We start from the raw sequence: 18670 nt of genomic DNA on the forward strand, positions 1-18670 counted from the left end.
CCGTTAGTTGGCCCGCCCCCGTCCTAGCGCAGGCCAAGCGCGGCGCAAAGCTCCGATCCCAGATCTGCAAGGCTGTCCTCTTGCGCGGCAGCGTATTCCGATGCGCGGTCCTGCATCGCGCCCAGATCCTCGGGCGCGGCCAGAAGATGCGCAACCCCCTTGCCCAATGCCACAGCATCCGCCACTTCGCGCGCGGCGCCCGCGGTATCCATCTGCGCATAGCCCTCAGCGAAATTGGCATAGAGCGGGCCGTGCAGCACCGCCGCGCCCCCATGGGCCACCTCGAACGGGTTATGCCCGCCGACCGGTACGAAGCTGCCGCCGACGCAGACCAGCGGGGCCAGGCGATACCAAAGGCCCATCTCGCCCAGCGTGTCGGCCAGATAAACCGGCGCATCGCCGATCTGCGCGCCCTCGCTGCGCTGCGCATGGTCCATCCCGGCCTCGGTCAGCTGGCGCGCGATGCTGCCTGCGCGCTCGGGGTGGCGGGGCACGAGGATCATCAGCGCGTCCGGGTGCCGGGCCAGCACGATCTGATGCGCGTCAATCGCGATCTCCTCCTCGCCAGGATGGGTCGAGGCCATGACCCAGACGGGGCGCGGCCCAACCATATCGCGCAAGCTTTCCAGAATCTCGGCGTCATGCGGCACGGGCCCCGCCATGGCCTTCAGATTTGCACCCTTCGCGGCGTGTGCACAGCCAAGGCTGCGCAGATGATCCGCCGTGCGCGCGTCCTGGCAATGCACCATGTCGAAATGGCCCAGTAGGTAGCGCGCCGTGCCCCCGATTCGCGCCCAGCCGCGGGCGGAGCGGTCCGAGATCCGCGCGTTCAGTAGGGCAAGGGGGATGCCCCGCGCGGCTGCCCCGCGTAGCATGTTGGGCCAAAGCTCGCTCTCGACAAAGACGCCGGCATCGGGGCGCCAGTGATCCAGGAACCGAGCGACGGCAGCCGGGCTGTCCAGCGGCGCGAACTGGTGACTGCAGCGCGGCGGCATCCGCCCCGCGATGATGCGCGCCGAGGTCGCCGTGCCGGTGGTGATGAGGAAATTCAGCGAAGGATGCGCCTCGCCCAGATGCGCGATGATGCGCAAGACCGACAGGCTCTCGCCGACACTGGCGGCGTGAAACCAGACCAGCGTGCCTTCAGCGCGCGGCAGCGTGGCATGGCCCAGCCGCTCGGCAACCCGCGCGTCGTCCATGCCCTGCTCGGATAGTTTGCGCGCGCTGCGGCGATAGGCCAGTGGTATCAGCGCCCTGGAGGCAATCGCATAGGCCCGCACCAACGGCGTCGCCCGCCCGGTGTCGCGGGGCATGCGCCTACCCGCCCGTGTGGCTCATATGGCGGGGCATCTGGCCGCCCACCGTCTGGCGCGAATAGTCGAAATCATGGCCCTTGGGCTTGCGCGCGATGGCGGCGCGGATGGCGTCTTCCAAGGGCGCGGTGTCCGAGGGGTGATTGCGCAGGGCAGGGCGCAGATCGGCCATATCCTCCTGCCCGAGGCACATGTAAAGCTGGCCGGTGCAGGTCAGCCGCACGCGATTGCAGCTTTCGCAGAAATTATGCGTAAGCGGCGTGATGAAGCCAATCTTCTGCCCTGTCTCCTCCAGCCTGACATAGCGAGCGGGGCCGCCCGTGCGCTCGGGGATATCGGTGACGGTATAGCGCTCGGCCAGCCGGGCACGCAGATCCTTGAGCGGCCAATACTGGTCCAGCCGGTCCTCGTTGCCGATATCGCCCATCGGCATGACCTCGATCCAGGTCAGGTCCATGTCGCGATCGGCGCACCACTCGGTTAGACTGAAAAGCTCGTCCTCGTTGAAGCCCTTGAGTGCGACGGCGTTGATCTTGACCCGCATGCCCGCCGCCTGCGCCGCGTCGATGCCGCGCAGGACCTGTGGCAGGCGGCCCCAGCGGGTGATATCCGCGAATTTCTGCTCATCCGCCGTATCGAGTGAGATGTTGATGCGCCGCACGCCTGCGGCATAAAGATCGCCAGCAAACCGTTCGAGTTGAGAGCCATTGGTCGTCAGCGTCAATTCACGCAAGGCGCCGCTTTCCAGATGACGTGACATCGCGTCGAAGAATGTCATGATCCCGCGTCGCACCAGCGGCTCGCCGCCGGTGATGCGCAGCTTTTGCACGCCGAGGCCGATGAAGGTGCTGCACATGCGGTCCAGCTCTTCCAGCGTCAGAAGCTCTTTCTTGGGCAGAAAGGTCATGTTCTCGGACATGCAATAGACGCAGCGAAAATCGCAGCGGTCCGTCACCGAAACGCGCAGGTAATCAATGGCACGCTGAAAGGGGTCGATCAAAGGTGTATTCATAGATGCAAAGGTAAGGCCCGGGGCGGGGCGGGGCAAGGGCGATATGCCGCCCGCGGGGCCCTTGTGTCGGGGATTGATCGGCGCGGCGGCGCGGCATAGGCTCGGCGATATGAAACACCTCGTCTCCATCGCGGCCTTTGCGGCCCTTGCCAGCTGCGCCGCCATGCCGGACTGGATGCGCTCCGATGCGTCCCGGCCCGACCCCGCGTCGGCCACCGAGGCGCCCGCCGCATCCAAAGCGCCGACCCCCGCCGGCACCCCGCCGCCCGCAAACGCACGCACGGCCGAGCAGTTCGACACCACCACCGATGCTGACAAGGCCGCTGCGGCGCAGCCGGCCGCGGGCGGCACTGATCTGGGCATGACCATTGCCAGCCTCGGCGCGCCGGGCGAGCCGGGGTTCTGGCTGAAGACGCCACTGGTCAGCAAGGCGGGGCCGGGCCGCGTCGTCTATCCGGCCAATGGCAAATCGGTGAAGGTCGATCTGATTCCGCTGGATGCCGAGCCGGGGGCGGGGAGCCGCATGTCACTGGCCGCGCTGCGCGTGATCGAGGCGCCGCTGACGGGGCTGCCCGAGGTGCAGGTGTTTCGCCTGAACTAGGCGCTACTCGACCGTCACCGATTTCGCCAGGTTGCGCGGCTGGTCCACATCCGTGCCCTTGGTGATCGCGGTGTGGTAGGCCAGAAATTGCACCGGCAGCGCATAAAGGATGGGCGCGATCGCATCGTCGATCTCGGGCATGATGATGGTCTGCCAGACGCCGTCCGACGCCTCATGCGCGCCCGCCGCATCGGTAATCAGGATCACCTTTCCGCCACGGGCCATCACCTCCTGCATGTTCGACACGGTCTTGTCGAAGAGCGCATCGCGCGGGGCCATCACGATCACGGGCATGTTTTCGTCGATGAGAGCAATGGGGCCATGCTTCAACTCGCCGGAGGCATAAGCTTCGGCATGTATATAGCTGATTTCTTTTAGTTTTAGCGCACCTTCAAGCGCGAGCGGAAACATCACACCGCGCCCCATGAACAGCGCATCGCGCGATTTTGCCAGGCGCTGCGAGATGCCGCGCACCGTCTCCTCGATGCTCATGGCCTGGTTGAAAACCGCCGGTAGGCCCCGCAGCCCAGCCAGCTTGGCCTTGAGCTCTGCATCGGTGAGGCGGCCGCGCGCATGGGCGGCCTTGAGCGCCAGCAACAGCAAGACGGTCAGCTGGCAAGTAAACGCCTTGGTCGAGGCGACGCCGATTTCGGCGCCCGCGTGGATAGGCATGTTCAGATCACTCTCGCGCGCGATCGAGCTTTCGGGGACGTTGGTCACCGCAAGGATCGTGCTGGCCTTGCCCGCGCAATAGCGCAGCGCAGCCAGCGTGTCGGCCGTCTCGCCCGACTGGCTGACAAAGAGCGCGGCGGTGCCCTCGGTCACGGGCGGCGTGCGGTATCGGAATTCGGAGGCGAAATCGACCTCGACGGGCAGACCGGCCAGCTGCTCGAACCAGTATTTCGCGGTGAGGCAGGCGTAATACGCGGTGCCGCAGGAGGCCATGACGATGCGGTTCATGTTCGCGAAATCAATGCCTTGGTCCGGCAGGTTAATGTCGCTCGCATCGGGGGCGATATAGGCCGCCAATGTCTCGCTGATGACGGTGGGTTGCTCGGCGATCTCCTTGGACATGAAGTGCTTGTGCCCGGCCTTGTCGATGCGCGCGGCATCGATGCGGATGGTGCGCGCCTCGCGCTGGACGACCTGACCCTGCGCATCTGTGATCTTGATCGAGTCTCGGGTCAAAACGGCGCAATCGCCCTCTTCGAGATAGGTGATGCGGTCGGTCATCGGGGCCAGCGCGATGGCGTCCGAGCCGATGAAAACCTCGCCCTCGCCATGGCCGATGGCCAGCGGGCTGCCCTTGCGTGCGGCGATCATCAGATCGGACTCGCCCTCAAAGAGGAACGCCAGCGCATAGGCGCCTTGCAACTGGGCGAGCGTGCAGCGGGCGGCCTCTTCGGGTGTGGCGCCTTCGTCGATATGGTGCTGCGCCATGAGCGCGACGGTTTCGGTATCGGTTTCCGTCTGGTGCGCGATGCCCGCCTTGGCCAGTTCGGCGCGCAGGTCGCGGTAATTCTCGATGATGCCGTTGTGCACCACGGCGACGCGGCCTGCCCGGTGCGGGTGCGTATTGGTCAGCGTCGGCGCGCCATGGGTGGCCCAGCGGGTATGGCCGATGCCGGATTTGCCGGCCAGGGGTTCGTGCACCAGAAGGTCGCTGAGATTGACCAGCTTTCCCACCGCGCGGCGGCGATCCAGCGTGCCCTCGTTGACGGTGGCGATCCCGGCGCTGTCATAGCCGCGATATTCCAGCCGTTTCAGCGCCTCGACCAGTGTCGGGGCAACTTCGTGCCGGCCCAGTATCCCTACAATACCGCACATTATACTGCCCCTTTACCCTGTTTGGCCTTCTTAATCTTTAACATATCGAACAATTTTCGCGCAAAGCCGGGCTTGTTCACCTGCTGCGCGCGCCCGATCGCCAGCGCATCTTGGGGCACGTCCCGCGTGATGACCGAGCCTGATCCGACCAGCGCCCCAGCCCCCACCGAGACCGGCGCGACCAGCATCGTGCCGGACCCGATGAAGGCGCCCGCGCCGATGGTGGTGCGGTGCTTCATCACGCCGTCATAGTTGCAGGTGACGGTGCCTGCGCCCACGTTGCAAGCCTCGCCCAGATCCGCGTCGCCGATATAGGTCAGATGGTTCACCTTGGCACCGGCCTCCAGCACCGCGTTCTTGATTTCCACAAAATTGCCGACGCGCACATCCTCGGCCAACTCAGCGCCGGGGCGCAGGCGGGCATAGGGGCCGACGACCGCGCCGCGCGAGACATGGCACCCTTCAAGATGGCTGAAGGCGCGGATATGCGCGCCATTCTCGACAGTCACACCGGGGGCAAAAACGACATTCGGTTCAATCAGCGTATCGGGGCCGATCATCGTGTCATAGGCGAAATAGACGGTGTCCGGCGCCTGCATCGCGACGCCATCCTCAAAGGCCCGCGCACGGGCGCGCGATTGAAACAGCGCCTCGGCGGCGGCCAGCTCGGCGCGCGAATTGATGCCCAGCGTCTCGGCCTCGTCGCAGGCGATGGCGGTGGCGCTGAGGCCGCGCGCGCGGGCGATGGCGATAATATCGGTCAGGTAATACTCGGCCGAGGCATTGTCATTGCCAACCGCGTCGATCAGATCGAAGAGCGTGGCGGCATCAGCGGCGATAACGCCCGAGTTGCAAAAGGTTACAGCGCGTTCTTCGTCCGTGGCATCCTTGAATTCGACGATCCGGTCCAGCGCATCGCCTTGCATGATCAGGCGGCCATAGCGGCCCGGATCGGCGGCTTTGAAGCCCAGCACGACGATGTCATGTTGCTGCCGCGCCGCGATCATCCGCTCCAGCGTCTCGGGCTGGATGAAAGGGGTATCGCCGTAAAGGACTAGCGCGTCGCCCTCATGCCCGTCCAGCGCATCTTGCGCCTGTGCGACGGCATGGGCGGTGCCCAGCTGCTCTTCCTGGCGGACGCAGCGGATCTCGTCGTCATGTTCTTGTGCCGACGCCTCGACGGCCTCGGCCCCGTGGCCGGTGACGACAGCGATGCGCGACGGCTCCAGCGCCGCACCGGCGCGCAGGGCATGGATCAGCATCGGCGCGCCCGCGATGGGATGCAGCACCTTGGGCAGATCGGACTTCATGCGCGTGCCCTTGCCGGCGGCAAGGACGATCAGAGCGGTGCTCATCGACGGGATCCCTCCAAGATTTCCTTTGTATCGCGGGCAGGGTCGTTTTATCTGCCTGACACGCAGGTGCAAGAGAGCGGCGATCAATCTAGATTGCCGATTGTGACAGGGCCGGGCGGAAAGGCGCCGCCGGGCGTAAATTGAGCGGGAGGCGCGCGGATGCGCAGCATCATCTTCGATCTTGACGGCACCCTGGCCGATACCAGCGGCGATCTGGTGGCCGCCGCCAATCACTGCTTTCGCCATATGGGGGCGGGGGATCAGCTGAGCGCGGCGGATGCCGGAACGGCGCTGCGCGGAGGGAGGGCGATGCTGACGCTTGGCCTCCAGCGGATGGGGCAGGCCGAGGATGCGGCGCTTCTCGATCGCTATTATCCAATCCTACTGGATGCCTACGAGGCAGAAATCGACACGCATACGGTGTTTTATCCCGGTGCGCTCGATGCTGTCGCCGCGCTGGTCGCGGCGGATTTCAAAGTGGCAGTCTGCACGAACAAGCCCGAATACCTCGCGCGCCAGTTGCTGACCCGCATGGGGGCATTGGACCTTTTCGGCGCCCTGATCGGCGCCGATACGCTGCATGTGCGCAAGCCCGATCCCGAGCCACTGCGCGAGGCCGCGCGCCGCGCGGGCGGCGATCCGGCGCGCGCATTGATGGTGGGCGACACGATCACCGATCACGACACCGCCCGCGCGGCAGGCGTGCCGTCAGTGCTGGTGACGTTCGGGCCGAACGGCGCCGATATGCCCGCGCTGGCGCCCGACGCGCTGCTGGATGATTTCGCGGACCTGCCGGGCATCGCTGCACGGCTACTAGTATGAGCGGCGGCCCCGAGATCTTCACCGGCAGCTTTACCCAGCAAGAGCCGATCCCCGAGGACGCGATTGAGGCCGCTGTCGCCGTCATGCGCTCGGGGCGGCTGCACCGCTATAACACCGAGGATGGCGAGGTCGCCGCGCTGGAGCGTGAATTCGCCGCCTATACGGGCGCGAAATATGCACTGGCCGTTGCCTCGGGCGGGTATGCGATGGGCGCGGCGCTTCGGGCCATCGGGGTCCGGCCGGGCGACAAGGTACTGACCAATGCCTTCACGCTCGCCCCCGTGCCGGGCGCGATTGCGGGCGTGGGCGCGGTGCCGGTCTTTGTTGGCGTGACCGAGGCGCTGACGATTGATCTGGACGATCTGGAGGCCAAGGCGGGCGAGGCGAAAGTGCTGATGCTGAGCCACATGCGCGGGCATCTGGCCGACATGGACCGTCTGATGCAGATCTGTGACGCGGCAGGCATCACCGTGATCGAGGATTGCGCGCATACGATGGGCGCTGCGTGGCGCGGCCGTATGTCGGGCCGCGACGGACTGATCGGCTGCTACTCGATGCAGACCTACAAGCATATGAATTCGGGCGAGGGCGGTTTCCTGATCACCGACGATGATGACGTCGCAGCGCGAGCGATCCTGCTGTCGGGATCCTACATGCTCTATGGCCGGCACGGCACGCGCCCGCCGGAGGATGCGTTCGAGCGCGCGAAGTATTTGACGCCGAACGTTTCGGGCCGGATGGACAATTTGCGCGCGGCGATCCTACGGCCTCAACTGCGCAAACTGGACGCGCAATGCGCGGCGTGGACGGCGCGATATCGGATCGTCGAAGAGGGCTTGCGCGGAACGCCGGGCCTAGCGGTGGTCGAGCGGCCTGCGGAAGAGACGTTCGTCGGTTCTTCCATCCAGGTCCTGCTGAAGGATTGGCCCGATGCGGCGGTGGGCGATGTGCTGCGCCGCTGCGCGGCGCGCGGCGTGCAGCTGAAATGGTTCGGCGGGGCCGAGCCTGAGGGCTTTACCAGCCGCTATGACAGCTGGCACTACGCCCCCAGCGTGCGCATGACGGACAGCGACCGCATCCTGCGCGCCATCGTCGACATGCGTTTGCCGCTGACCTTCAGCGAGGCGGATTGCGCCCTTATCGCACGCATCATCCGCGCCGAGGTGGGCGCGGTCTGGCAATCGCTGGATTAGCGGCGGTCCACAGCATCCCCGATAGGCACGGTCGAGATGGATACCTTGGCCGAGCCTTGGGTCAGCTCGCGGCCATGGGCCACATAGACCAGCGTGCGGTTTGCCTGGTCATAGATGCGCTTGACCCGCAGGGTCTTGAAGATGATCGAGCGGCTGGCGCGGAACACGTCCTCGCCGTCTTCGCTGCGGTCGATATCGCCCAGCGTGATGGGGCCGGTCTGTTGGCACTCGATCGCACTGTTCGACGGGTCCTCGAACCAGTTGCCATTGGCGAGGCGGTCGATCAGGCCGCGCTCAAAATAGGCAAGATGGCAGGTGACGCCGCTAACTTCGGGATCGGCGATCGCCTCGATCACGATGTCATTGCCCGCCCAGTCAACGCCGATCTCGCCCACCTGCTCGGCGCTGGCCTGCCACGCCAAAGGGGTCGCCAGCGCGGCGACCCCCAGAATGTTCAGGATACGGCCCATCAGAAACGGATCTTGCCATGACCGCCAGGATTGGCGGTGTCGTCGGTCAATGCGGATTTCGCCATATCGTAGAAGGCTTTGGCATTGCTTTCATGGGCCCAGACCTCGGCCGATTTGGGGGTGAAGCGCACGAGGCGGACATCGGGATCGTCCTTGCCTTCCTCGAACCATGCCGCGTCCATGGGCGACCAGATCTCATCCAGCTTGTCTCGGCTGGTCTCGATGGCGAGGCTGCCGTCGATCACAGCGTAGAGCTTGGCATCGCCCGACGCGACTGAATATCGTGCATCCTTGCCGGCGGCGGCATCCTCGCCGATATCGGTGTGGTCGGCGGTCAGAAACCACAGCGCTCCGTCATCCTGCCGTGCATGGTGGACCATGGGGCGCGGATCGGTGCCGGTGGCCGAGAGCATGCCCACATTGACGTTTTCGATACGGTCCCAGAAGGTGGCCTTGAGGTCTTGGTCGCTCATGTCGATCCCCTTGTCGTGTCATTGCGTTCACCGGCTAAACGATGCGCAGGCCCGCGGGGTTCCCGGCGCAGGGCCACAGCGTTCAAGGAGGGGTATTGTGCCGCGCTGGATGTTCTTTGCGCCGCTGATCGGGCTGGTCGCCGCCACGGCGGTGATCGGACTGTCGCTGGGGCGAAAGACGGCTTTGCGCAGCGACGAAACCGAGGTGATCACGCGCATCATCAGGCAATATGTCGAGGAGGAGGGGGCGGGCGCGACCGAGACGGACTGCACCGCGCGGCTTGCCACGGCCGAAGCGCTCTGGCTGGTCGTGACCTGCGCGCCACGTGGGCGCGCAGGCAGGATTTATTACATCGACCGGTTTGGCGCGATCGCAGATGTGGACCGCACCGACTGAGCCAAGGCTCAGAAGCGGTAGACGTAGGCCGCGCCGACGACCCAAGGGTCGATATCGACCGAGCCGATCTTGGTGCCGTTCACCTTCACGTCGGTGCTGATATCCATGTAGCGCATGTCGAGACGCAGCGAGCCATGCTCGGACACCTTGAAATCAAGGCCCGCGTGAACGGCAACACCCCAGCTGTCATCGAGGTCAAGCGCCGCGCCGGCCAGCGCGCCGGTGCCCACATCGTCGAAGAACGTCGTGTAGTTGATGCCAAGACCGACGAAGGGCGTGACGGTGCTGCTGTTCACGAAGTGGTATTGCAGCGACAGGACCGGGGGCAGATGCTTGGTCTTGCCGATTTTGCCGGCGCCGGCAAGGCTGATGTCATGTTCGAAGGGCCATGCGGCCAGCACCTCGATACCGATCTTGTCGGCCACGAAATATTCGAAGGTCAGGGTCGGGCGGGTGTTGTCTCCAACGCTGATTTCGCCCGCGGCGGTGGTCGAACTGCCCTGCGGGTTGACATTGTGCACGCCGATACCGACGGTCACGTCGCCCTTGCTCTGGGCGATGGCGGGGACGGCGACGGTGGCCATAAGGGCGGCGGCGGCGATGGTGAGGCGGGTATTCATGGCTCTTCTCCTTCTAAGCTCGCTGGTGTGTTAGGCCCGGCCGCTCGGAGACGAGTTGATTTGGGTCAAACGAAATCACGATGGTGCGAGTGATGCAGCCGCGCCACAGGTGAGGCGTAGGGAGCGCGTTAGGCGAAGGTTGTCCTTGGGTATTTTTGCCAAGAACTTGGGTATTTTTGCCAAGAAAATGCCCTTGCGGATGCATCCCGAGCGGAGGGCTTGGGGTTACCGTGGGACGGCTGCGCTCTGCCAAGCCGGTTGCCTGACCGAAATCACGATCACGAAACAAAAAGGGAAAATGACATGATCACGCTCTATCACGTGCCACAAAGCCGCTCGATGCGGGTGCTTTGGCTGCTGAACGAGCTGGATGTTGAGCATCGATTGGTCGAGATGCCGTTCGACGGGTCGCTGGGCACCGAGGAATTCCTGACCCGCTCGCCCGCGGGGCGGGTGCCGGCGCTGGAAATCGAGGGCGAGCGCATGTTTGAGAGCGGGGCCATGGTGGAATACCTGTGCGAGCGATTCCCCGAGCGCGGCATGGGCCGGCTGCCGGGCGCGATGGACCGCATGGCATGGCTGGTCTGGGTGCATTTCGCCGAAACGGTCAGCCAGCATGTGGCGGCGCTGACCCTGCAGCACGTGGTGCTGGGGGACGAGAGCTGCGATGCGGTCAAGCGGATCGAGGTGCAGCGCCTGCTTCAGTGCTATGACGCGATCGAGGCGCGACTCAGCACGCCGGTCGAGAACCGCGATTACCTGCTGACGGGCGGGTATTCGGCGGCTGATATTTGCGTGGGACAGGCGGTCTACATGGCGCGGCATTTCGCGGCGGTGGACGGTCACCCCGAGCTTGCGGCCTGGTTCGAAAGGATCACTGAGCGCCAAAGCTATCACGATGCCCTGCCGGGCGCGGCCAGCAGCCGCATGTTCGATCAGGATTTTTATCCCATGCCCGACGGCTAGTCCGTTGAGTCCCCATCGCTGGGCCAGGCTGATGTTCCGGGCCGTGCATCTGCGACCATTCGCGCATGATATGCGGGCTGGCTCGCCTCACGCGCGGGCTATCTAAACTGTCACGCGTCGGTTGACCCCATCAGGGGGCGGCGATAGATACATGCCAGCCACCTTTGCAACTTGCGTGCAGGGCCCCGGAGGCCGCAGCAGAATAGGAGCCACTCTTGGAAGAGATGTTGTTGGAATACCTTCCCATTCTGATCTTTCTGGCCATTGCCATCGGCCTCGGGGTCATCCTGATCGTCGCCTCGCTTGTTCTGGCCGGGCGCAATCCCGACCCCGAGAAGGTCAGCGCGTATGAGTGCGGTTTCAACGCATTCGATGACGCGCGGATGAAATTCGACGTGCGGTTCTACCTCGTGTCGATCCTCTTCATCATTTTCGATCTGGAAATCGCGATGCTGTTTCCCTGGGCGGTGGCGTTCCAGGACATCAGCATGACGGCCTTCTGGTCGATGATGGTATTTCTTGGCGTGCTGACCATCGGCTTTGCCTATGAATGGAAAAAGGGAGCCCTGGAATGGGAGTAGCCACCTCGCCCAACCATGCGGGCGCCGACCGCGAGGTCGCCACGCAGGATCTGAACCGCGAATTGCAGGACAAGGGCTTCCTGCTGACCGCGTCCGAGGACATCATCAACTGGGCGCGCACCGGCTCGCTGCACTGGATGACCTTCGGCCTTGCCTGCTGCGCGGTCGAGATGATGCACACCTCCATGCCGCGCTATGATGCCGAACGGTTTGGCGTCGCACCGCGTGCCAGCCCGCGCCAGTCGGACGTGATGATCGTCGCCGGCACGCTGACTAACAAGATGGCCCCGGCGCTTCGCAAGGTCTATGACCAGATGCCCGAGCCGCGCTACGTGATCTCGATGGGCAGCTGCGCCAATGGCGGCGGCTATTATCACTACAGCTATAGCGTCGTGCGCGGATGCGACCGCATCGTGCCCGTGGATATCTACGTGCCGGGCTGCCCTCCGACCGCCGAGGCGCTGCTTTACGGTATTCTACAGCTGCAACGCAAAATCCGCCGCACCGGAACGATCGTCCGCTGAGGCGGGCGGGCGCTGTGACGCAAGGGGAATGACATGACCGAAGCGCTCAAGGAACTGGGCAGCCATATCGAGACGAAGCGCAAGGATTGCGTGCTGGGCTGGAGCGTCGACCGCGGCGAGCTGACCGTGGATGTGGCCCTCAGCAGCATCAAAGGGCTGGTTGAGTTTCTGAAAACCGACAGCACCTGCCGCTTTTCATCACTGGTGGATATCACCGCCGTGGACTACCCCGAGCGGGCCAAGCGGTTCGACGTGGTCTATCATTTCCTCAGCATGTACCAGAATCAGCGCATCCGGCTGCGCGTCGCCACCCGCGAGAGCGACATGGTCCCCTCGATCACCGAGATCCACCCCTCGGCCAACTGGTTCGAGCGCGAAGTCTTCGACATGTTCGGCATCCTCTTTTCCGGCCATCCCGACCTGCGCCGCATCCTCACCGATTACGGCTTTCGCGGGCATCCGCTGCGCAAGGATTTCCCGACCACGGGCTATACCGAGGTGCGCTATGACGAGAACCAGAAGCGCGTCGTCTACGAGCCGGTGAGCCTCGTGCAGGAATACCGCCAGTTCGACTTCATGTCGCCGTGGGAAGGGGCCGAATACGTCCTGCCCGGTGACGAGAAGACGGATGAGAAGAAAGAGGGGGCGAAGTGATGGACGGCGATATCCGCACCAACACATACGATGACGGATCGCGCGACTTCGAATCGGGCGAGCAGCAGATCCGCAACTTCAACATCAACTTCGGCCCACAACACCCTGCGGCGCATGGCGTTTTGCGCCTTGTGTTGGAGCTTGACGGCGAGATCGTCGAGCGGTGCGACCCGCATATCGGCCTGCTGCATCGCGGCACCGAGAAGCTGATGGAGAGCCGCACCTACCTGCAGAACCTGCCGTATCTCGATCGCCTCGATTACGTGGCGCCGATGAACCAGGAACATGCCTGGTGCCTGGCCATCGAGCGTCTGTGCGACATTGAAGTGCCGCGCCGCGCCAGCCTGATCCGCGTGCTTTATTCCGAGATCGGCCGTATTCTCAGCCACCTCCTGAACGTCACGACTCAGGCGATGGACGTGGGCGCGCTGACGCCGCCGCTCTGGGGCTTTGAAGAGCGCGAAAAGCTGATGATCTTTTACGAGCGGGCTTGCGGCGCGCGCCTGCACGCGGCTTATTTCCGGCCTGGCGGCGTGCATCAGGATTTGCCGAATGACCTGCTCGACGATATTGAGGCGTGGGCCAAGCATTTTCCCAAGGTGATGGCCGATATCGACGGCCTGCTGACCGAGAACCGCATCTTCAAGCAGCGCAACGCCGATATCGGCGTGGTGAGCGAGCAGGATGTGCTGGACTGGGGCTTCAGCGGTGTGATGGTGCGCGGCAGCGGTATGGCGTGGGATCTGCGCCGGGCGCAACCCTATGAATGCTATGATGAATTCGACTTCCAGATCCCCGTGGGCAAGAATGGCGATTGCTATGATCGCTACCTCGTCCGGATGGAGGAGATGCGCCAGTCGACCAGCATTATCCTGCAGGCGATCGAGAAACTGCGTGCCCCCGAGGGCCGGGGCGACATCCTGGCGCGCGGCAAGATTACCCCGCCCAAGCGCAACGAGATGAAGACGTCGATGGAGGCGCTGATCCATCACTTCAAACTCTACACCGAAGGCTTTCACGTGCCGGCGGGCGAGGTCTATGCCTGCGTCGAGGCGCCCAAGGGCGAATTCGGCGTTTACATGGTCTCGGACGGCACCAACAAGCCTTACCGCGCCAAGCTGCGCGCGCCCGGCTACCTGCATTTGCAGGCGATGGACTATATCGCCGGCGGTCACCAACTGGCCGACGTGGCGGCGATCATCGGCACGATGGACGTCGTTTTCGGGGAGATCGACAGGTGACCACCGCCTATTCTGCCACCTGCGCCGCGGCGCGGGCCACTGACAAACCTGTTGCGATCTGCGCGTCCGCGCAGAGCACTGACACGACACGCACGAAAGAGAGCGCCTGATGCTTCGTCGCCTCCACCATGAGCAGCCCGAGAGTTTCGCCTTTACCCCCGCCAATCAGGCTTGGGCCGAGGCGCAGATCACCAAGTATCCCGAGGGCCGTCAGGCCAGCGCCATCATTCCGCTGCTCTGGCGCGCGCAGGAGCAGGAGGGCTGGCTGACCCGCCCGGCGATCGAGGGCGTGGCCGACATGCTGGGCATGGCCTATATGCGTGCGCTGGAAGTGGCGTCGTTCTACTTCATGTTCCAGCTGCAACCAGTTGGCAGCGTTGCGAATATTCAAGTCTGCGGCACCACCTCCTGCATGATCTGCGGCGCCGAGGATCTGGTAGCCGTCTGCCGCGAGAAGATCGCCGACAAGCCGCATCAGCTGAGCGCTGACGGAAAATTCAGTTGGGAAGAGGTCGAGTGCCTTGGCGCCTGCGCCAACGCGCCGATGGCCCAGATCGGCAAGGATTACTACGAGGATCTGACCGCCGAGCGTCTGGGCGAGATCATCGACGAATTGGCGGCTGGCAACGTGCCGGTGCCGGGCCCCCAAAACGGACGTTTTGCGTCCGAGCCGGCAAGCGGTCTGACCAGCCTCAAGGAATTCGATAGCGGCCATAAGAAATACAATGCCTCGGTGCAGTTGGCCACCGATCTGGGCGAGACGGTCAAGCGCATTGACGGCACCGAAGTGCCCATGCTGGCGCCGTGGCGCGACAAGGGCGCCATGCACCAGCCTGCCAAGCCGAACGTCAAGGTGCTGGATGCGCCGCTCGACATCGTCAAGGAGACGGGCCGCATTGACGCGGACAAGGCCGCCAAGGGCGACGCCGCCGAATCCAAGGCCAAGCCCGAAGAGGGCACCGTCGCCAAGGCGCCCAAAGGCGAGCCGGGGCCCAAGAAAGAGAAGACCGCCAAGACGTCCGAGGCGTCTCCTAAGGCGCCGCAAGTGCCGGGCGATACCGCAGGCGCGCCCGGCGGTGCCCCTGCGGCCAAGGCCAAAGCCAAATCCGAGGGCAAGTCTGCTGGCAAGGCCAAGGCCGGACCGCAAGGCACCGCGGCTGGCAAGAAGCCCGAAGCGCTGGATGCGCCGCGCGGCGGGTCGGCAGACGATCTCAAGATGATCAAGGGCGTCGGGCCCAAGCTGGAAGGCCTGTTGCACGATCTTGGGTTTTATCATTTCGATCAGATCGCTTCCTGGACGGCCGAAGAGACCGCCTGGGTCGATGAGCATCTGGAAGGCTTCAAGGGCCGCGCCACCCGCGACGACTGGGCAGGGCAGGCCAAGACGCTGGCATCGGGCGGGGAAACCGACTTTGCCAAGCGTGTCAAAAAAGGCGACGTTTACGACTGATCCTAGCCGTGCGCGCCGTGCCTCAAGGGGGACATGACCATGACGAGTGACCAATCTGCCAAGAAATGTGCCAGCACCTGCTGGTATGTTGCCGTCGGGCTGGGCTTGCTCTTGGCAATCGTTCTGATTGCCGCGTCGGGCTGGTCTCTTCTCTGGGCGATGTTGCTGGGCGTGCTGGTCTTCTTCTTTCTGGGCTTCGTGCTGCCGCAGCTGGTCTGCACCAGCGGTGCCGTGCGCCCGCTGGCCGCGACCTCGGCGCCCTCCAGTCTGGTGGCGGGCGATCCGCCCGCGCCGCAACCGGGCGGGGCGCACGCTGCCGCCGCTTCGGCCGCCGCCGCGACCCCGCCGCATTTCGATGAGCCGGACGAAGCTGCGCCCCAGGCGCATCCCGTCGCCTCCGAGGCGAGAAAGCCCAAGGCCGACTCCGACGCTGCGAGCACGGATGAGAGTGAGAAGCCCGAAACCCTCAGCGCGCCGCGCAAGGGTGGGGCGGATGATCTGAAGCTGATCAAGGGCGTCGGCCCCAAGCTGGAAAAGATGCTGAACGGCATGGGCTTTTACCATTACGAGCAGATCGCGAACTGGACGGATGCGCAGGTGGCGTGGGTCGATCAGAACCTGCAAGGCTTCAAGGGCCGCGCGACGCGGGACGACTGGACAGGGCAGGCGGCCACGTTGGCCAGCGGCGGCACCACCGAGTTTGCCAGCCGCGCCGGCAAGAATGGCGCCGCCTAGGATGGTATCGGCGTGAGCGATAAGGGCGCAGACCAGGCCCGCGCAGGCCGCCGCGCCGCGATGGTGATCGCGGGAACGGCCATCCTGTGGGTGGCCGCGACCATGATCGGACCTATGCTCGGACTGACCCAGCAACAGCTGGTACTGTTCGATATCATGGCGCTCGGAGGCTTCCTCTGGGCTGTCTGGATGATCTACAATATCTGGCGCGCGCGTCAGGACAATCAGGGGTAACGGCGCAATGCTGAAAGACCAGGACCGTATCTTTACCAACCTCTACGGGATGCATGACCGCACGCTGAAGGGCGCGCGGGCGCGCGGCCACTGGGATGGCACGGCCAAGATCCTGCAGAATGGCCGTGACTGGATCGTCGAGCAGATGAAATCCAGCGGCTTGCGCGGGCGTGGCGGCGCGGGATTTCCCACCGGCCTCAAGTGGTCCTTCATGCCGAAGGAGAGCGATGGTCGCCCCTCCTACCTGGTGGTCAACGCGGACGAATCTGAGCCCGGTACCTGCAAGGACCGCGAGATCATGCGCCATGATCCGCATACCCTGATTGAGGGCTGCCTGATTGCCAGCTACGCCATGCAGGCCCATGCGTGCTATATCTACATCCGCGGCGAATATATCCGCGAGAAAGAGGCCCTGCAGGCTGCCATCGACGAGGCCTATGATGCGGGCCTGATCGGCAAGAACGCCTGCAAGTCCGGCTATGATTTCGACCTTTACCTGGTGCATGGCGCTGGCGCGTATATTTGCGGCGAAGAGACTGCTTTGCTCGAATCGCTGGAGGGCAAGAAGGGCATGCCGCGCATGAAGCCGCCTTTCCCGGCGGGAGCGGGCCTTTACGGCTGCCCGACCACGGTGAACAACGTCGAGAGCATCGCGGTCGTCCCGACGATCCTGCGGCGAGGGCCGGAATGGTTCGCCAGCTTTGGCCGCCCCAACAATGCGGGCACCAAGCTGTTTGCGATCTCGGGCCATGTGAATAACCCCTGCGTGGTCGAAGAGGCGATGAGCATCACCTTCGAGGAGCTGATTGAAAAGCATTGCGGCGGCATTCGCGGCGGCTGGGACAACCTCAAGGCCGTGATCCCCGGTGGCTCCTCCGTGCCCTGCATCCGGGGCGAGAACATGCGCGAGGCGATCATGGATTTTGACTATCTGCGTGAGCAGCGTAGCGGCCTTGGCACTGCGGCAGTGATCGTGATGGATCAATCGACCGACATCATCAAGGCAATCTGGCGCCTCAGCAAATTCTACAAGCACGAAAGCTGCGGCCAGTGCACCCCTTGCCGCGAGGGCACGGGCTGGATGATGCGCGTGATGGACCGCCTTGTGACCGGCGACGCCGAGCCCGAAGAGATCGACATGCTGCTGGATGTCACCAAACAGGTCGAGGGTCACACGATCTGCGCGCTCGGCGATGCGGCGGCTTGGCCGATCCAAGGCCTCATTCGCAACTTCCGCGACGAGATTGAGGACCGCATCAAGCACAAGCGCAGCACCACCTCGCGCCCTGTCGCGGCAGAGTGAACGCCGGATTGCGGTAAACCTGGAGTAACATGATGATCGCCAAACCCTTGACCCTCGCCGTCTGCGCTGCGCTGGCCCTCACCGCCTGCGCCAGGTCGGGTGAGCGGGCGCGCTTCAATGGCAATTACTATCCCGCCGACCTGAACCAGGTGGGTGACCGGCGCGAGGATTTCGTCATCGCGGTGCGCGATCCGGGGCAGGGCATCGAAGGCGCACGCGAGGCGGGCCGGTACGAGGCAACGCGCTATTGCGTCGAGACCTTTGGCGACAGCACGATCAACTGGCGGGCTGGGTATGATCCCGACGCGGGTGCGGCGGTGATCGACAATGGCAAGCTCATTTTGCGCGGGAGCTGCGTGATATGGTAGATTGGCTGATGATCTTGGCGGCATTCAGCGCATGTTATTGCATAACGGCGGCCCGGATCTCCATCTGCGTTGGGAAGGAGCGTGCGCCTGCACGCGCCCCCACACGCATGAAAGGAGTAACGCCATGCGCGTCGTAGTGACCACGCTTATTGCCCTCTCGGTGGCCGGAGGGGCCAGCGCCGCCCGCGCCGATCTGGCCGCAGAGCAGGATATCAACGCCGGCCTTCTGGCCATCGCCGCCGCCGACAAGATCCGCCGTGACTGCGGGGATATCTCCGGCAAATTCTGGGCCGCACGCAGCTATGTGAACCAGCTCAAGGGCATGGCCGAGAAGCGCGGTTATACCGAGGCCGAGATCGAGGCCTATGTGAACGACGACGCCGAGCAGGACAAGATGCGCGAGCGCCGGAATGCCTATTTCAAATCCAAGGGCGCCAGCAATCTGGATGCCGCCAGCCTGTGCCGTCTCGGGCAGGAAGAAATCAAGAACCGCAGCCGCATCGGCTCATTCCTGAAAGCAAAGTGAACACC

General features: G+C 64.2%; 22 protein-coding genes. 15 read left to right on the top strand and 7 right to left on the bottom strand.

Features of this window, described 5'->3' with window-relative positions; all coding sequences use genetic code 11:
• Positions 1-23 precede the first annotated feature (23 nt).
• Complete coding sequence (locus tag ACEWPL_RS08860; protein WP_393931464.1) at positions 24-1313, bottom strand: 3-deoxy-D-manno-octulosonic acid transferase; 1290 nt, start codon at positions 1311-1313, stop codon at positions 24-26.
• Between the two features lie 4 nt (positions 1314-1317).
• On the bottom strand, positions 1318-2325 hold the full coding sequence (gene moaA / locus ACEWPL_RS08865) for a GTP 3',8-cyclase MoaA (RefSeq protein ID WP_393931466.1): 1008 nt from the start codon (positions 2323-2325) through the stop codon (positions 1318-1320).
• A 109-nt stretch (positions 2326-2434) separates the two neighbouring features.
• Here moaA and ACEWPL_RS08870 point away from each other — a divergent pair, with 109 nt between their 5' ends.
• Complete coding sequence (locus ACEWPL_RS08870) at positions 2435-2926, top strand: hypothetical protein (protein WP_393931469.1); 492 nt, start codon at positions 2435-2437, stop codon at positions 2924-2926.
• A 3-nt stretch (positions 2927-2929) separates the two neighbouring features.
• On the opposite strand, the gene glmS is transcribed toward ACEWPL_RS08870, so the two are convergent.
• Complete coding sequence (glmS, locus tag ACEWPL_RS08875) at positions 2930-4753, bottom strand: glutamine--fructose-6-phosphate transaminase (isomerizing) (RefSeq protein ID WP_393931471.1); 1824 nt, start codon at positions 4751-4753, stop codon at positions 2930-2932.
• A complete protein-coding gene (gene glmU / locus ACEWPL_RS08880) occupies positions 4753-6108 on the bottom strand; it encodes a bifunctional UDP-N-acetylglucosamine diphosphorylase/glucosamine-1-phosphate N-acetyltransferase GlmU (RefSeq protein WP_393931473.1) in 1356 nt (451 codons plus the stop codon). Before glmU ends, glmS begins: the two co-directional genes overlap by 1 nt.
• A gap of 159 nt (positions 6109-6267) precedes the next feature.
• Here glmU and ACEWPL_RS08885 point away from each other — a divergent pair, with 159 nt between their 5' ends.
• Together ACEWPL_RS08885 and ACEWPL_RS08890 are read left to right on the top strand one after the other, a co-directional pair.
• Entirely contained in the window at positions 6268-6930 is a 663-nt protein-coding gene (locus ACEWPL_RS08885; protein WP_393931475.1) for an HAD-IA family hydrolase, read from the top strand.
• The gene (locus ACEWPL_RS08890; RefSeq protein ID WP_393931478.1) at positions 6927-8123 is read left to right on the top strand and encodes a DegT/DnrJ/EryC1/StrS family aminotransferase; all 1197 of its coding nucleotides are present in this window, start codon (positions 6927-6929) and stop codon (positions 8121-8123) included. The genes ACEWPL_RS08885 and ACEWPL_RS08890 overlap by 4 nt, the downstream gene beginning before the upstream one ends.
• On the opposite strand, the gene ACEWPL_RS08895 is transcribed toward ACEWPL_RS08890, so the two are convergent.
• Together ACEWPL_RS08895 and ACEWPL_RS08900 are read right to left on the bottom strand one after the other, a co-directional pair.
• Positions 8120-8593 carry a CreA family protein gene (locus ACEWPL_RS08895; protein ID WP_393931480.1) on the bottom strand — a complete coding sequence of 158 codons (474 nt, stop codon included), beginning with the start codon at positions 8591-8593 and terminating at the stop codon, positions 8120-8122. The genes ACEWPL_RS08890 and ACEWPL_RS08895 overlap by 4 nt on opposite strands.
• Positions 8593-9066 (bottom strand): pyridoxamine 5'-phosphate oxidase family protein, encoded by a 474-nt coding sequence (locus ACEWPL_RS08900; protein WP_393931482.1) that lies wholly within the window; start codon positions 9064-9066, stop codon positions 8593-8595. Before ACEWPL_RS08900 ends, ACEWPL_RS08895 begins: the two co-directional genes overlap by 1 nt.
• 97 nt (positions 9067-9163) lie before the next feature.
• Here ACEWPL_RS08900 and ACEWPL_RS08905 point away from each other — a divergent pair, with 97 nt between their 5' ends.
• Entirely contained in the window at positions 9164-9463 is a 300-nt protein-coding gene (locus tag ACEWPL_RS08905) for a hypothetical protein (protein ID WP_393931484.1), read from the top strand.
• Between the two features lie 8 nt (positions 9464-9471).
• Here ACEWPL_RS08905 and ACEWPL_RS08910 read toward each other — a convergent pair whose 3' ends face one another.
• On the bottom strand, positions 9472-10083 hold the full coding sequence (locus tag ACEWPL_RS08910; RefSeq protein WP_393931486.1) for an OmpW/AlkL family protein: 612 nt from the start codon (positions 10081-10083) through the stop codon (positions 9472-9474).
• A 303-nt stretch (positions 10084-10386) separates the two neighbouring features.
• Here ACEWPL_RS08910 and ACEWPL_RS08915 point away from each other — a divergent pair, with 303 nt between their 5' ends.
• The 11 genes from ACEWPL_RS08915 to ACEWPL_RS08965 all read left to right on the top strand — a co-directional run bounded on the left by ACEWPL_RS08915 (position 10387) and on the right by ACEWPL_RS08965 (position 18665).
• On the top strand, positions 10387-11049 hold the full coding sequence (locus ACEWPL_RS08915) for a glutathione S-transferase family protein (protein ID WP_393931488.1): 663 nt from the start codon (positions 10387-10389) through the stop codon (positions 11047-11049).
• Between the two features lie 215 nt (positions 11050-11264).
• Entirely contained in the window at positions 11265-11630 is a 366-nt protein-coding gene (locus ACEWPL_RS08920) for an NADH-quinone oxidoreductase subunit A (protein WP_393931489.1), read from the top strand.
• Positions 11621-12154: a NuoB/complex I 20 kDa subunit family protein gene (locus ACEWPL_RS08925; RefSeq protein ID WP_336422472.1), complete on the top strand. Its 534-nt coding sequence runs from the start codon at positions 11621-11623 to the stop codon at positions 12152-12154. The genes ACEWPL_RS08920 and ACEWPL_RS08925 overlap by 10 nt, the downstream gene beginning before the upstream one ends.
• A 33-nt stretch (positions 12155-12187) precedes the next feature.
• A complete protein-coding gene (locus tag ACEWPL_RS08930) occupies positions 12188-12808 on the top strand; it encodes an NADH-quinone oxidoreductase subunit C (protein WP_393931490.1) in 621 nt (206 codons plus the stop codon).
• Positions 12808-14049, top strand: a complete 1242-nt coding sequence (locus ACEWPL_RS08935; RefSeq protein WP_393931492.1) for an NADH-quinone oxidoreductase subunit D — start codon at positions 12808-12810, stop codon at positions 14047-14049. Before ACEWPL_RS08930 ends, ACEWPL_RS08935 begins: the two co-directional genes overlap by 1 nt.
• A 109-nt stretch (positions 14050-14158) precedes the next feature.
• On the top strand, positions 14159-15499 hold the full coding sequence (locus tag ACEWPL_RS08940) for an NADH-quinone oxidoreductase subunit E (protein ID WP_393931494.1): 1341 nt from the start codon (positions 14159-14161) through the stop codon (positions 15497-15499).
• Between the two features lie 39 nt (positions 15500-15538).
• Positions 15539-16234, top strand: a complete 696-nt coding sequence (locus ACEWPL_RS08945; protein WP_420744335.1) for a hypothetical protein — start codon at positions 15539-15541, stop codon at positions 16232-16234.
• A gap of 12 nt (positions 16235-16246) precedes the next feature.
• Positions 16247-16468, top strand: a complete 222-nt coding sequence (locus ACEWPL_RS08950; RefSeq protein WP_393931498.1) for a DUF5337 domain-containing protein — start codon at positions 16247-16249, stop codon at positions 16466-16468.
• A gap of 7 nt (positions 16469-16475) precedes the next feature.
• Positions 16476-17771 carry an NADH-quinone oxidoreductase subunit NuoF gene (nuoF, locus tag ACEWPL_RS08955; RefSeq protein WP_393931500.1) on the top strand — a complete coding sequence of 432 codons (1296 nt, stop codon included), beginning with the start codon at positions 16476-16478 and terminating at the stop codon, positions 17769-17771.
• 32 nt (positions 17772-17803) lie between these two features.
• On the top strand, positions 17804-18139 hold the full coding sequence (locus ACEWPL_RS08960) for a hypothetical protein (protein WP_393931502.1): 336 nt from the start codon (positions 17804-17806) through the stop codon (positions 18137-18139).
• 124 nt (positions 18140-18263) lie between these two features.
• Positions 18264-18665: a DUF5333 domain-containing protein gene (locus ACEWPL_RS08965; RefSeq protein ID WP_393931504.1), complete on the top strand. Its 402-nt coding sequence runs from the start codon at positions 18264-18266 to the stop codon at positions 18663-18665.
• Positions 18666-18670 lie beyond the last annotated feature (5 nt).

Origin of the sequence: Roseovarius roseus (genome assembly GCF_043355935.2) — a bacterium.
In the GTDB taxonomy this organism is placed as follows: Bacteria; Pseudomonadota; Alphaproteobacteria; order Rhodobacterales; family Rhodobacteraceae; genus Roseovarius; species Roseovarius roseus.

Excerpts from the sequence above, each read along its gene's own strand:
- ACEWPL_RS08965 (WP_393931504.1), top strand. The coding sequence starts at position 18,264 with ATGCGCGTCGTAGTGACCACGCTTATTGCCCTCTCGGTGGCCGGAGGG.
- ACEWPL_RS08890 (WP_393931478.1), top strand. The coding sequence starts at position 6,927 with ATGAGCGGCGGCCCCGAGATCTTCACCGGCAGCTTTACCCAGCAAGAG.
- ACEWPL_RS08960 (WP_393931502.1), top strand. The coding sequence starts at position 17,804 with ATGATCGCCAAACCCTTGACCCTCGCCGTCTGCGCTGCGCTGGCCCTC.
- glmS (WP_393931471.1), bottom strand. The coding sequence starts at position 4,753 with ATGTGCGGTATTGTAGGGATACTGGGCCGGCACGAAGTTGCCCCGACA.
- ACEWPL_RS08900 (WP_393931482.1), bottom strand. The coding sequence starts at position 9,066 with ATGAGCGACCAAGACCTCAAGGCCACCTTCTGGGACCGTATCGAAAAC.
- moaA (WP_393931466.1), bottom strand. The coding sequence starts at position 2,325 with ATGAATACACCTTTGATCGACCCCTTTCAGCGTGCCATTGATTACCTG.
- ACEWPL_RS08885 (WP_393931475.1), top strand. The coding sequence starts at position 6,268 with ATGCGCAGCATCATCTTCGATCTTGACGGCACCCTGGCCGATACCAGC.
- ACEWPL_RS08870 (WP_393931469.1), top strand. The coding sequence starts at position 2,435 with ATGAAACACCTCGTCTCCATCGCGGCCTTTGCGGCCCTTGCCAGCTGC.
- ACEWPL_RS08945 (WP_420744335.1), top strand. The coding sequence starts at position 15,539 with ATGACGAGTGACCAATCTGCCAAGAAATGTGCCAGCACCTGCTGGTAT.
- ACEWPL_RS08910 (WP_393931486.1), bottom strand. The coding sequence starts at position 10,083 with ATGAATACCCGCCTCACCATCGCCGCCGCCGCCCTTATGGCCACCGTC.
- ACEWPL_RS08940 (WP_393931494.1), top strand. The coding sequence starts at position 14,159 with ATGCTTCGTCGCCTCCACCATGAGCAGCCCGAGAGTTTCGCCTTTACC.
- ACEWPL_RS08930 (WP_393931490.1), top strand. The coding sequence starts at position 12,188 with ATGACCGAAGCGCTCAAGGAACTGGGCAGCCATATCGAGACGAAGCGC.
- ACEWPL_RS08915 (WP_393931488.1), top strand. The coding sequence starts at position 10,387 with ATGATCACGCTCTATCACGTGCCACAAAGCCGCTCGATGCGGGTGCTT.
- ACEWPL_RS08925 (WP_336422472.1), top strand. The coding sequence starts at position 11,621 with ATGGGAGTAGCCACCTCGCCCAACCATGCGGGCGCCGACCGCGAGGTC.
- ACEWPL_RS08895 (WP_393931480.1), bottom strand. The coding sequence starts at position 8,593 with ATGGGCCGTATCCTGAACATTCTGGGGGTCGCCGCGCTGGCGACCCCT.
- nuoF (WP_393931500.1), top strand. The coding sequence starts at position 16,476 with ATGCTGAAAGACCAGGACCGTATCTTTACCAACCTCTACGGGATGCAT.
- ACEWPL_RS08860 (WP_393931464.1), bottom strand. The coding sequence starts at position 1,313 with ATGCCCCGCGACACCGGGCGGGCGACGCCGTTGGTGCGGGCCTATGCG.
- ACEWPL_RS08935 (WP_393931492.1), top strand. The coding sequence starts at position 12,808 with ATGGACGGCGATATCCGCACCAACACATACGATGACGGATCGCGCGAC.
- glmU (WP_393931473.1), bottom strand. The coding sequence starts at position 6,108 with ATGAGCACCGCTCTGATCGTCCTTGCCGCCGGCAAGGGCACGCGCATG.